Here is a 12,318-nt window from a genome sequence, read left to right on the forward strand (position 1 = left end):
GTGGCGCCGTGACCACGACCCCACAGCCCACGGCGAAGCGCGTTCCGGCCGAGCGGATCCACCACGGTGACACCGTCGTCGACGAGTACGCCTGGCTCGCCACCAAGGACGACCCGGAGACGATCGCCTACCTGGAGGCCGAGAACGCCTACACCGAGGCGCGCACCGCGCACCTGGCCGGGCTGCGGGCGGAGCTGTTCGAGGAGACGCGCCGGCGCACCCAGGAGACCGACCTGTCGGTGCCGACCCGCAAGGACGGCCACTGGTACTACACCCGGACCGTCGAGGGGCAGCAGTACGGCGTGCACTGCCGGCGCGCCGTGCGGCCGGACGAGACCACGCCCCCGATCAGCGCGGACGGCGCCCCGCTCGACGGCGAGGAGGTGCTGCTCGACGGCAACCAGCTCGCCGAGGGCCACGACTTCTTCTCCCTCGGCGCGTTCGACGTCAGCCCGGACGGGCGCTGGCTGGCCTACTCCACCGACTTCTCCGGCGACGAGCGGTTCACCCTGCGGATCAAGGACCTGTCGACCGGCGAGCTGCTGCCCGACGAGGTGCCCGACACGTTCTACGGCACGGCGTGGTCGAGTGACGCCTCCACGCTGTTCTACGTCACCGTGGACGACGCCTGGCGGCCGAACCGGGTGTGGCGGCACGCCGTGGGCACCGGATCGGGCGAGGACGTGGTGGTGCATCAGGAGGACGACGAGCGGTTCTGGGTGGGCGTCGAGCTGACCCGCTCCGAGCGCTTCGTGGTGATCGACATCCACAGCAAGGTCACCAGCGAGGTACGGGTGATCCCGGCCGCCAACCCGACCGGCGAGCCGGCGATCGTGGCCCCCCGCCGGCAGGGCGTCGAGTACGCGGTCGAGCACCACGGCCACCGCTTCCTGATCCTGCACAACGACGGCGCGGAGGACTTCGCGCTCGCGTACACCTCGGCGGACGCGCCGGGCGACTGGACGCCGCTGATCCCGCACACCCCGGGCACCCGGCTGGAGGCCGTCGACGCGTTCGAGAACCACCTGGTGGTCTCGCTGCGCGGCAACGGGCTGACCGGGCTGCGAGTGCTGCCGGTCGGCAGCGACGACAGCTGGGACATCGACTTCCCCGAGCCGATCTACAGCGTTGGGCTGGACGCGAACCCGGAATACCGCACCGGCGCGGTCCGGCTGCGCTACACCTCGCTCGTCACCCCCGACTCCGTCTACGACTACGACCTGACCAGCCGGGAACTGACGCTGCTCCGGCGCAAGCCGGTGCGGCCCGGCCCGGACGGACGGGCGTACGACCCGGCCGACTACGAGCAGCACCGCGACTGGGCGCTGGCCGACGACGGCACCCGGGTGCCGATCTCGCTGGTCTGCCGCCGGGACACCCCGCGCGACGGTTCCGCGCCCGCGGTCATCTACGGCTACGGGTCGTACGAGGCCAGCATGGATCCGTGGTTCTCGATCGCCCGGCTGAGCCTGCTCGACCGGGGCGTCATCTTCGCGGTCGCGCACATCCGCGGCGGCGGCGAGCTGGGCCGGCGCTGGTACGACGAGGGCAAGTTGCTGGCCAAGAAGAACACGTTCACCGACTTCGTGGCCTGCGCCCGGCACCTGGTCAAGGCCGGCTGGACGGCGAGCGACAGGCTGGTCGCCCGGGGCGCCTCGGCCGGCGGCCTGTTGATGGGCGCGGTGGCCAACCTCGCGCCGGACGCGTTCGCCGGGATCGTCGCGCAGGTGCCGTTCGTGGACGCGCTCACCTCGATCCTCGACCCGTCGCTGCCGCTGACGGTCACCGAGTGGGAGGAGTGGGGCAACCCGCTCGACGACCCCGAGGTCTACGCGTACATGAAGTCGTACACGCCGTACGAGAACGTGGCGCCTGCCGACTACCCGGCGATCCTGGCGGTGACCAGCCTCAACGACACCCGGGTGCTCTACCACGAGCCGGCCAAGTGGATCGCCCGGCTGCGCGCGCTCGCCCCGCAGGGCGACTACCTGCTCAAGACCGAGATGGGCGCGGGCCACGGCGGCCCGAGCGGCAGGTACGACGCCTGGCGCGAGGAGGCGTTCGTCAACGCCTGGACGCTGGACCGCCTCGGCCGGGCGTGAGCGCGCGGCCGAGCACGTGTTAGGAGGGGGCCCTTGTTAACAGACGTCTGTTAACAAGGGCCCCCTCCTAACACGCCGATCGTCGATCGAGATCAGCTCCATCGCACCATCATCCTGCCCGCCTTAGACTGCCGAGGTGACCGAGGAGGAGCGGGCGGCGGCGCGGCGCGGGCCGACCTGGCTGATCCTCGTGGCAGTCGCCGCCGTGCTCGCGATCTGCTGCTGCTCGTCCGTGATCGGCCTGGCGGTCGCCGGGTCCACCGGCCTGCTCGGTCGCTGACCCGCCGGCCAGGTGGCGCGCGGGCCGGCCGGTTCAGCGCGTCCAGGCCGGATCGCGCCCGGTCCGGCCGAGCAGCGCCTCCAGGGTGCCGGGCGCCGCGTCGGTCGGCACCGGCACGCCGAACGCACCCATCCGCTGGCCCATGTCGCCCATCCGGTCCATGAACTCGTGCCCGGCGGCCAGCACCGACGGGTCCACTGCGAACTCCTGGGCGGTGGCCCGAGCGAGGTCCCAGCCGTGCACGGTGAGGTCGATCAGCCCCATCAGGCCGACCGTCTCCTGGGGCAGCCCCATGCCCGGCGAGACGCCCTCCAACGCGGCCGGGTCCGACCACGCCTCGGTCAGCCGCGCCGTCTCGCTCGCGAACCGGCCCCGCCAGCCGTCGGTCAGGTGGTCGGCCTTGCCCGACCAGTCGACCTCCTCGCGCCGGGCCATCACCTGGAAGTTGACCACCACCTCGAACAGGTGGTTGAGCAGGTGGCGCACCGTGTAGTCGGGGCACGGGGTGGGTCGGTCGAGCTGGTCGTCGGCGATGCCGCGCACCACGGCCACGGTGCCCGGCGCGGCCACGGCCAGCAGCTCACTAGTCTTCGTGGTCATAGGGCCAGGGTATGAGGACGGTCTTGAAGAAATGCGACACGAACCGCGGTGGGACAGCCGGGGGATCCTCGATCCCGGCCGGCTGCTGCGGCAGGTCCGGTTCCGGCGCCGGCTGCCCGTTCCGGCGCTGCGTGCCTGGGTTGAGCACTACTGGTTGATCGACTGGGACCTGGCCGAACCGTTCGTCCAGCGGGTCGTGCCGCACCCGGCCGTCAACGTGGTGTTCCAGGCGCAGGCCGGCGCGGCCGAACACGGCGAGATCGCCGGCGTCGGCGCCGGCCTGTTCACGGTCACGTTGCGCGGCACCGGGCGGGTCACCGGCGTGCAGTTCCGCCCGGGCGGCTTCCGCCCGTTCTGGCGACGCCCGGTGGCCGAGCTGACCGGCCGTCGCATCCCACTCGGCGCATCCCGGCCCGCCGCGCCCGACCCGCCCGACCCGTCCGCCCCGCCCGACCCGTCCGCCCCGCCGGACCCGTCCGCCCCGCCCGACCTGTCCGCCCCGCTCGGGCCGGTCTGTCCGGGCGGCGACGACCAGCGGTGCCGCCGACTGGACGAACTGCTGACCGCCTGGACGCCGGTGCCGGACCAGGCCGCCGCCGACGCCACCGCGCTGGCCGAGGAGATCCGCACCGATCGGAGCGTGCTCCGGGTGGCCGACTTCGCCCGGCGGCACGCCCTCTCCACCCGCCGGCTCCAGCGACTCTTCCTGGATCACGTCGGGGTCGGTCCGAAGTGGGTGATCCGGCGGTACCGGCTCCAGGAGGCGATCGAGCAGGCCACCGTCGGCCCGCTGGACTGGTCGCGGGTCGCCGCCGACCTGGGGTACGCCGACCAGGCGCACCTGGTCCGCGAGTTCACCGCCGTCGCCGGCGTCTCGCCCGCCGCGTACGCACGCTCGCTTGCCGTCTCCCGCGGCGCCTGACCCACGCACTCCTCCACCCAGTCGATCATGAGGTTGGCGGCACCCAGAGAGATCAACACCGCCGTCAACCTCATGATCACCCGGCCCTTGGCCGTCGTACGCCAGGTGTTCCGCCGTCAGCGGCGGCGGACCGCGACCACGGCGACGTCGTCGTTGATCTCCGGCGGGGCCAACTCGGTCAGCAGCCGCTGGCAGAACTGGTCGAGGTCGTCGTCCACCCGGTTGGCCACCATGCCGAGCGCCGCCATGCCGTCGTCGATGGTGGCGTCCCGCCGCTCGATCAGCCCGTCGGTGTAGAGGACGAGCGTGGCCCCGGCCGGCAACACGAACTCCAGGTCGGTCGGGCGGGGCGCGCGCACGCCGAGCAGCGGCGCCGACTGGGTCACGAACTCGACCCGCCCGTCCCGGCTGAGCAACGCCGGCAGGTGCCCGGCGCTTGCCAACCGGATCAGCCCGGTGCCCGGATGGAGCAGCAGCACGCAGATGGTGGCCAGCTCGTTCGGCAGCAGCGTACGCATCAGCTCGTTGACCCGGTCCAGGATCACGCCGGGTTGGTGCCCCTCGACCGCGTACGCCCGCACCGCGTGCCGCAGTTCGGCCATCACGGTGGCGGCGTGCAGCGAGTGCCCGGCCACGTCGCCGATCGCCACCAGCAGGTGCCCGTCGAGCATCACCAGCTCGTAGAAGTCCCCGCCCACCTCGGTCTGCGCGCTCGCCGGCTCATAGCGGACGGCCAGGTCCAGGCCGGCGACCTCGGGCAGCCGCCGGGGCAGCAGGCTGCGCTGGAGCGTCACCGCGATCCGGTGCTCCTCGTCGAAGGAGCGCTGCGCCTCCACCGCCGAGGCGACGGCCTGGGCGAGCTGCACCAGCACCGGCGTACGCACCGTCTGGGTCGACGTGGGCACCACCACGTAGAGCGGCGCCCGGTCCTCGCGTAGGCGGGAGGCGGCCACGGTCACCGTGTCGCCCGCCGGCCAGTCGGTAAGCGGCCAGTTGTCCGCCTGGTCCACCCACACCCGGGTGCCGATCGGCACGCCGGTGTCGTCCACCACCCACGGCACGATCCCGGCCGGCGTGTGCGGGTCGGCGGCCACTCCGGCCAGGCAGTCCCCGTCGAACGTCTCGGCGACCACCGCCGCCGGCCCCCGAAAAATCCGCGCCGCGCCGGACGCGGCGGCCTCCAACAGCCGGACGAAATTCGGCGACGCGTGCATCTCCACCGTCGCGTCGGCGAGCGCGGCCAACCGTTCGGCGAGCTGCTCGGCCCGCCGCCGGGCCTGGTAGTAGCGCAGCACCGCGTGCGCGGTGGCGACCAGTTCCTCCGGCTCGATCGGCTCGGTCAGATAGGCGTCCGCGCCCCGGGTCAGCCCCTGCGTCCGGTCGACCACGTCCACCGCGTGCGCGGAAACGTGGATGACCGGGGTGGACGGCGACGTCGCCTTGATCCGCTCGCACACCTCGAAGCCGCTCATGTCCGGCAGCCGGACATCGAGCACCACCAGGTCGACCGGTTCGCCGGCCACCCGCTCCAGCGCCGCGGTGCCGTTCTCCGCCTCCACGGTCGTGAACCCGGCCCGGTTGAGCCAGTTCACCAGCAGGTATCGCTTCGGGCCGCTGTCGTCGACCACCAGCACCGTCGCCGGCCCGCCGTCCACCGTCACGCTCCGCCCACGGGTAGGACCACAGTGAACGTGCTGCCCCGGCCCGGTGCGCTTGTCAGCTCCAGCGTCCCGCCCAGCAGCGTGACCAGCCGTCGCGCGTACGGCAGGCCGAGGCCGGTGCCACCGACCCGGGTGGTGCCCGGCACCTGGTAGAACTCCTCGAAGATCCGTTCGTGCAACTCCGGCGGGATGCCCACCCCGGTGTCGGTGACCGTGAGCGACCACGCCTCGTCGCGGCGTTCGGCGCGCAACCGCACCTCACCCCGTTCGGTGAACTTCAGGCCGTTGTGCAGCAGATTCCGTAGCACCTGGGCGAGCAGCACCTCGTCCGAGCGGAGGGTGGCCGGTGTGGACGGCTCCTCGACCACCAGCTCCACCTCCGGCCGGGTGGCCAACGCCCGCAGCGTGCCGCGGAGCTGCCCGAACACCGCGCGCAGGTCGACCTCGGACCAGTCCGGCTCGATCCGGCCCGACTCGGCCTTGGCCAGGTCGAGCAGCTCGTTCACCAGGTTCAGCAGGTCACCGGCGGAGGATCGGATCAGCCCCACCTGGCGGGCCTGCTCACCGGTGAGCGGGTCGGAGGCGGAGTCGGCCAGCAGCCGCCCCAAGCCGATGATCGCGGTGACCGGGGCCCGCAGCTCGTGGCTGACGTTGGCCAGGAACCGGCTCTTCGACTCGCTGGCGGCCCGCAGCTGGGCCGACTTCTCATCCAGCTCGGCGTAGAGCGCCACCACGCCGCGGTTGGTTTCCTCCAACTCCTCGGTGAGCTGGTTGTAGAGCGCCATCACGCCCCGGTTGGTTTCCTGAAGCTCGGAGTTGAGCACCGCCAACTCGTCCCGCTGGGTGCGCACCTCGTCGAGCGCGCCGATGAGCTGGGCGTTCTGTGCGGCCAACTCGTCCAGCGCGGAACCCGGAGCGCGCTCGGCCAGCTCCGCACGGAGCTGGGCGGCGCGTTCCGGCGTCAGCTCGGCGGCGTGGTCCGGTACTCGTCGGGACATCCTCACGACGGTATCGCCCTCGACCGGAATCACCTGCAACGAGTCCACCAGACGCGCGACCGCGCCGGACTGCGGCTCGTACCGGCCGCCGGGGAGTGGGCGGACCGGCGACAGGTCCACGCGGAGCCGGAGCCGGCCGGCGGTGACGTCCCGGTCGAGGGCGAACGTGATGTCCGCGCCGCCGACCCCGCGCAGCAACTCCCGGGCCACCTCGCTGAGCGCGGTGGCGATCCGGACCTGATCCTGGTGCTCAAGCCCGACGGCGGCGGCGACCTCCCGGCCGCGCTGGCGGACCAGGAAGATGTCCTGCTCCACCCGGAGCGCCAGGTGCAGCAGCGGCTCACTCATGCCGTGCTGACCGGGCATGCCCTCACGGCCCTCGCTCCGCTCGGTGCGTTCACTCATGCCGTGCTGACCGGGCATGCCCTCACGGCCCTCGCTCCGCTCGGTGCGTTCACTCATGCCGGCACCTGGGCGACCAGGACGCAAGCGTCGTCACGGCGGGTGCCGGCGTCCCGGAGCAGGGTCGCGGCGGCCAGCAACGGTGGACGGCCGACCAACCCGGGATAGTCGTCCAGGTTCCAGCGGTCCACCACGCCGTCGCTGTGCATCACAAGCGTCGCGCCGGACGGGAACGGATAGTCGTACCCGCGGATGGCCGGACGCTGGTGCCCGGCGATGCCGGGCAGCGAGACCAGGCCGCGCCGCCGCTCGCCGGTGGCCACGATCATGGCGGCGATGTTGCCGAGGCCGGCGTAGTGGAGCATGCCGCTCCCGGGATCGGGCTCGGCCACCGCGAGCGCCGCCCCGCGGGTGTGCGAGATGGCCGCGTGCAGGTGTCGCACCACGACCTCCGGCGGGCCGGCCGGCGCCGAGCGGAACGCGGCGACCGCGGCCCCGGTGGCGGCGGCGGCCAGCGGCCCGTGCCCCAGCCCGTCGCAGACCAGCACCTGCCGCCGGTCGTCGGCCACCCGGACCGCGTACCCGTCGCCGCTGTCCTGCTCGCCGGTGATCGGCCGGGCCAGCCCGCCGGCCCAGTCCGGCTCCGGTGGCGGCCCGTCCCAGACCTGGACGGTGAGGACCGTGCCGCGACCGGGACGCGAGTAGGCGTCGAAACGGCTCGCCTGCCGGGCGATCGCGCCGAGGCCGATGCCGAGCGTGCCGACCGTGGAGTGCCCGTCGGTCGACGAGAGCGTGAGGTCCGCCATGCCCGGTCCGGCGTCGATGGCCACCAGCTCCACCCCGGCCCGCCCGTCCCGGCGCGCGGGACGCATCAGCAGGGCGCCCTCCCGCGCGTGCTTGACCAGGTTGCTGGTGATCTCGGCGGTGACGATGGCCAGGTCCGCGACGCGCGGCGCGCTCAGTTCGAGCTGCCGACCGAGCCGCTCGGCCGCCCGGCGTACGCCACCGGCGGTCGCGCCGTTGTCGACCCGGAACCACACGCCGTGGTCGGGGACCACGTCGGAGATCATCGCGACCACTTGGTGACGGTTATCGCCGTACCCTCGCCGACGGCGGTCTTGATGTCGAAGTCGTCGACGAGCCGGCGGGCGCCGCTGAGCCCGAGGCCCAGCCCACCGCCTGTGGTGTAGCCGTCGGTGAGGGCCAGGTCCAGGTCGGGAATGCCCGGCCCCTGGTCGGCGAAGACGATGCGTACGCCGCGGCGGCGGCCGTCGGAGACGGTGGTGACCTCGGCGCTGCCCCCGCCGCCGTAGATGAGCGTGTTGCGGGCCAGCTCGCTGGCGGCGGTGACCAGCTTGGTCTGGTCGACCAGGGAGAGCCGGACCGCCACGGCGGTGGTACGCACAAGCTGCCGGACCCGCACCACGTCCTCGTCGCTACGGATCGCCTGCGTCGCCGGCACCCCCAGGTCGAGGCCGGTGGTCATGGCGTCGCCGTCGTCTCGTCGTCCTCGTCGTCGAGCGCCACGTCCCCGTCGTCGGCACGGGTCGCCGCGATCAGCTCCATGCCCCGCTCGACGTTCAGCGCGGTGCGGATGCCGTTGAGCGACAGCCCCAGCTCGACCAGGGTGATGGCGACGGCGGGACGCATCCCGACCACCACTGTCTCGGCGTCCAGCACCTTGGAGATGGACGCGATGGTGGAGAGCATCCGGCCGACGAAGGAGTCGACGATGTCAAGCGCCGTGATGTCGATGATGACGCCGTGGCAACCGGTGGCCACGATCCGCTCGGCCAGGTCCTCCTGGAGCTGGACCGCCGTCTGGTCGGACATGTCGACCTGGATGGAGACCAGCAGGATGTCGCCGATCTTGAGGATCGGCACCCGCTCCATCACGCCTCCCGGCGGGCGCGGCGGGAGGTGGTCTCGACGCCGTTCAGGCGCAGCACGTGGCGCAGGGCGTCGGCCAGGCTCGCCTTGGTGGCGATGTCGCCGAACTCGATGCCGAGGGCGACGATCGTCTGGGCGATCTGCGGCCGGATGCCGGAGATGATGCAGTCGGCGCCCATCAGCCGGGCGGCCACCACGGTCTTGAGGATGTGCTGGGCGACCTGGGTGTCCACCGCCGGCACGCCGGTGATGTCGATGATCGCGTACGGCGAGCCGGTGTCGACCAGGGTCTGGAGCAGCCGCTCCATCACCACCTGGGCGCGGGCCGAGTCGAGCGTGCCGACGAGCGGGACGGCGACCACGCCCTCCCACAGCTTGACCACGGGCGTGGAGAGCTCCAGGAGCTGCTCCGCCTGGTCGGCGATGAGGCTCTCCCGGGCCCGGACGAACGTCTCGAACGTGAACAGCCCCATCTGGTCGATGAGCGCGGAGTAGGCGACGAAATCCCGCAGGACGCTGTCGCTCTTGTCCTCCTCCATCAGCTCCAGCAGGGCGTCCTTGAGCGCGAACACGCTGATCGCGGTCTCGGTGGCGCTGAACCCCTGGCGGGCCCGGCTGGTGGAGATCTCCGCGAGCACGGCCCGCAGCTCGCCGCCGTGCTCGTCGGCCAGGTCGCCGAGGCCCTGCCGGCCGGCGTCGGTCACGACGCGGTGCAGTTCCTGCACCTGGCGGGCCAGCTCGCCCCGACTCAGCCGGCCGCGCAACGAACTGGCGATGATTTCGATCCAACGGTTGGTCAACCGGTCTGCGTGCTGACTCAGCAGGTCGGCGAGCCGACCACCCTGTTCCCCGCCCAACGCCATGCTGACCTCCCAGATCTGGACGGGCGGACTCTATCACCGGGGGTTGTGGCACTACTTGCCACGGGACAAAGAAATGATCGGCGGCACCTGTGCCGGCTCCCGTTCTGCACGGCGCGGTCATCGTGGGATACCGTTCCACCGAACACAGGAGGTCGACGAATGTCCCTGACGGTGCACACGGAACAGCGCGGCGACGTGGTCGTGGTGTCGGTCGCGGGCGAGCTGGACATGGCCACCGCACCGCAGCTCCAGGACCAGATCACGGACCTGCTGGACAAGGGGCGCAACCGCCTCGTGTTCGACCTGGCCGAGGTGTCGTTCTGCGACTCGACCGGGCTGTCGGTGTTCGTCCGCGCCAAGAACAGCTGCGACGAGGCCGGCGGCGTGGTCCGGCTGGCCGCCCCGCAACGCGGAGTGCTGCGCATCCTCGAGGTCAGTGGCCTGGTCGAGGTGCTGCACACCTACCCGACGGTGGAGGAAGCCGTCGCGGGCGAACCCACCCCGGCCTCTTCCTGACCGACCCCGCTCAGCGCTCGTCCTCGATGTAGCGGGGACGGGCGATCACCATGCCCGCGGTCGTCTGCACGGCGAGCGCCACCAGCAGGAAGCCGATCGGGGCGGTCCAGCCGCCGGTCGCCCCGTAGAGGATGCCGACAAGCAGCGGGCCGAGCGCGGCGATGACGTACCCGGTGCTCTGCGCGAAGGCGGAGAGCGCCACGGTGCCCTCGGCGGTCCGGGCCCGCAGCCCGATGGTGGTCAGGATGAGCGGGAACGCGCCCTGCCCGAGCGCGAGCAGCAGCACCCACAGCGGCGCCAGGCCGCGCGGCGCGAGCGCCAGCCCGACGTACGCGGCGGTGGAGAATGCGGTCAGCCCGAGCACCAACGGACGCAGCGTGGCCATCCGGCCGGCCAGGGTGGGCATCATCAGCGCCACCGGCACGCCCAGCGCGGTCACGCCGGCGAGCAACAGGCCGGCCGCCTCGGGCCGGTAGCCGGCGTCCCGGAAGAGCTGGGCCAGCCAGCCCATGATCGCGTACCCGCTGAGCGACTGGGCGCCGAAGTAGACCGCCATGGCCCAGCCGAGCCGGGTTCGCTCCGGCCGTACCCGGGCCGGCCCGACGGCCACCGCCGTCGGCACCGCGGACCGGCTCGCGGCCCGCCGCGCGGCGCGCGCCCGCAGCGCCAGCGGCACCCACGGGATGAGGGCCAGCGCGGCCAGCCCGGCCCAGACGCCGAGCCCGGCCCGCCAGGAGCCGAAGGCGTGGGCCACCGGCACGGCGGAGGCGGCGGCCACCGTCGTGCCCACCGTCAGGGCCATCGTGTACGCGCCGGTGACCAGCCCGGTGCGCTGCGGGAAGTGCTGCTTGACAAGCATCGGCAGCAGGATGTTCGCCACCGCGATGCCGGCCAGCGCGAGCGCGCTTGTGAGCACGAAGACCGCGGCCGAGCCGGTGACCGCGCGCAGCACCTGCCCCACGGTGAGCGCGACCATGGCCACCACCAGCACCCGGGGCGCCGCCCAGCGGCGGACCAGCCACGGGGTGAGCGCGCCCAGCCCGGCGAACGCGACCGTGGGCAGCGTGGTGACCACGCCGGCCATGGCGCCGGAGAGGCCCAACCCGACGCGGATCTCGTCGAGCAGCGCGCCCAGGCTGGTCACCGCGGCGCGCAGGTTCACGGCGACCAGCAGCATCCCGACCAGCACCAGCAGGCCGCCCCGCGCCGGGCCGAGGGCCGGGTTCGGGGTGGTCGCCGGGGCCGCACCGGCCGCCGGCCCGGGGGCGACGTCGGCGGTGGGCGCGGTCGCGGTGGGTGCGGTTGGCGGCGTCATGAGCTTCAACCTACAATCATGGGATGAATTTGGGCAGCAGGTGTAACCGGTGACACCCGCCGTGGATTCCGTCGCCGTGCCACCGCGCGGCCACCGGGTCCGGCAGACCATCGAGCAGCTCCGCGCCCGGATCCTTGGCGGTGAGTGGCAGGTGGGCGGGCGCATCCCCACCGAACCGCAGCTCGTCGCCGCGCTCGGGGTGGGACGGAACACGGTCCGCGAGGCGGTCCGCGCGCTCGTGCACGCCGGCGTGCTGGAGTGCCGGCAGGGCTCCGGCACCTACGTGGTGTCGACCGACGAACTGGCGCCTGTGGTGGCCCGCCGGCTCACCGACGACCGGACGACCGAGGTGATCGAGGTCCGGCGCGCGTTCGAGGTGGAGGCCGCCCGGCTCGCCGCGCTGCGGCGTACCCCCGAGGACCTGGCGGCGCTCGACGGCGCGCTCGCCACCCGGGAGGCCGCGTGGCGCTCCGGCCGGGTGGACGAGTTCGTGGAGGCGGACGCCGCGCTGCACACGGTGGTGGTGGCCGCCGCGCACAACCCCATGCTCGCCGAGCTGTACGCGTCGGTCGGCGCCGCGCTGCGCCGCACGGTCGCCCAGGCCATGGGCCCGGAGCTGACCCCCGAGCGGTACGTCGACCACGGTCGACTCGTCGCGGCGATCCGGGCCGCCGATCCGGCGCGGGCGGCGATCGAAGCGGGTGCTTTTCTTGAGGGGCCGTCCGGGGCATAGGGTCTGCCGGACCGAGACTCGGACAGCACGGGAGTG

At 73.0% G+C, this 12,318-nt stretch carries 13 protein-coding genes; 5 read left to right on the top strand and 8 right to left on the bottom strand.

Annotated features, from left to right (window positions below; translation table 11 throughout):
- The first annotated feature begins 8 nt into the window (after positions 1-8).
- Both SM450_RS06230 and SM450_RS06235 read left to right on the top strand, forming a co-directional pair.
- A complete protein-coding gene (locus SM450_RS06230) occupies positions 9-2,102 on the top strand; it encodes a S9 family peptidase (RefSeq protein WP_474618704.1) in 2,094 nt (697 codons plus the stop codon).
- Positions 2,103-2,238: 136 nt separating this feature from the next.
- Positions 2,239-2,382 carry a hypothetical protein gene (locus tag SM450_RS06235; protein WP_474618705.1) on the top strand — a complete coding sequence of 48 codons (144 nt, stop codon included), beginning with the start codon at positions 2,239-2,241 and terminating at the stop codon, positions 2,380-2,382.
- Positions 2,383-2,415: 33 nt separating this feature from the next.
- On the opposite strand, the gene SM450_RS06240 is transcribed toward SM450_RS06235, so the two are convergent.
- Positions 2,416-2,982, bottom strand: a complete 567-nt coding sequence (locus SM450_RS06240) for a TIGR03086 family metal-binding protein (RefSeq protein WP_474618706.1) — start codon at positions 2,980-2,982, stop codon at positions 2,416-2,418.
- 31 nt (positions 2,983-3,013) lie between these two features.
- Between SM450_RS06240 and SM450_RS06245 the strand changes: the two genes are divergently transcribed.
- Entirely contained in the window at positions 3,014-3,904 is an 891-nt protein-coding gene (locus SM450_RS06245; protein ID WP_474618707.1) for a DUF6597 domain-containing transcriptional factor, read from the top strand.
- A 116-nt stretch (positions 3,905-4,020) separates the two neighbouring features.
- Here the strand turns inward: SM450_RS06245 and SM450_RS06250 are convergent, their stop codons facing one another.
- From SM450_RS06250 to SM450_RS06275, 6 genes are all read right to left on the bottom strand, one after another.
- Positions 4,021-5,559, bottom strand: a complete 1,539-nt coding sequence (locus SM450_RS06250; RefSeq protein ID WP_474618708.1) for a SpoIIE family protein phosphatase — start codon at positions 5,557-5,559, stop codon at positions 4,021-4,023.
- 2 nt (positions 5,560-5,561) lie between these two features.
- Positions 5,562-6,911 (bottom strand): sensor histidine kinase, encoded by a 1,350-nt coding sequence (locus SM450_RS06255; RefSeq protein WP_474619028.1) that lies wholly within the window; start codon positions 6,909-6,911, stop codon positions 5,562-5,564.
- Between the two features lie 110 nt (positions 6,912-7,021).
- On the bottom strand, positions 7,022-8,035 hold the full coding sequence (locus SM450_RS06260; RefSeq protein ID WP_474619029.1) for a SpoIIE family protein phosphatase: 1,014 nt from the start codon (positions 8,033-8,035) through the stop codon (positions 7,022-7,024).
- Positions 8,032-8,451, bottom strand: a complete 420-nt coding sequence (locus SM450_RS06265) for an ATP-binding protein (RefSeq protein WP_281585523.1) — start codon at positions 8,449-8,451, stop codon at positions 8,032-8,034. The genes SM450_RS06260 and SM450_RS06265 overlap by 4 nt, the downstream gene beginning before the upstream one ends.
- Entirely contained in the window at positions 8,448-8,858 is a 411-nt protein-coding gene (locus tag SM450_RS06270) for an STAS domain-containing protein (RefSeq protein WP_474618709.1), read from the bottom strand. The genes SM450_RS06265 and SM450_RS06270 overlap by 4 nt, the downstream gene beginning before the upstream one ends.
- On the bottom strand, positions 8,858-9,718 hold the full coding sequence (locus SM450_RS06275) for an STAS domain-containing protein (RefSeq protein ID WP_474618710.1): 861 nt from the start codon (positions 9,716-9,718) through the stop codon (positions 8,858-8,860). Before SM450_RS06275 ends, SM450_RS06270 begins: the two co-directional genes overlap by 1 nt.
- A gap of 159 nt (positions 9,719-9,877) precedes the next feature.
- Here SM450_RS06275 and SM450_RS06280 point away from each other — a divergent pair, with 159 nt between their 5' ends.
- Complete coding sequence (locus SM450_RS06280; RefSeq protein WP_474618711.1) at positions 9,878-10,234, top strand: STAS domain-containing protein; 357 nt, start codon at positions 9,878-9,880, stop codon at positions 10,232-10,234.
- 10 nt (positions 10,235-10,244) lie between these two features.
- On the opposite strand, the gene SM450_RS06285 is transcribed toward SM450_RS06280, so the two are convergent.
- Positions 10,245-11,549: an MFS transporter gene (locus SM450_RS06285; protein WP_474618712.1), complete on the bottom strand. Its 1,305-nt coding sequence runs from the start codon at positions 11,547-11,549 to the stop codon at positions 10,245-10,247.
- 49 nt (positions 11,550-11,598) lie between these two features.
- Here SM450_RS06285 and SM450_RS06290 point away from each other — a divergent pair, with 49 nt between their 5' ends.
- Positions 11,599-12,282 carry a FadR/GntR family transcriptional regulator gene (locus SM450_RS06290; RefSeq protein ID WP_474618713.1) on the top strand — a complete coding sequence of 228 codons (684 nt, stop codon included), beginning with the start codon at positions 11,599-11,601 and terminating at the stop codon, positions 12,280-12,282.
- Positions 12,283-12,318: the final 36 nt, after the last annotated feature.

The sequence above is a fragment of the Micromonospora marincola genome, assembly GCF_056150385.1.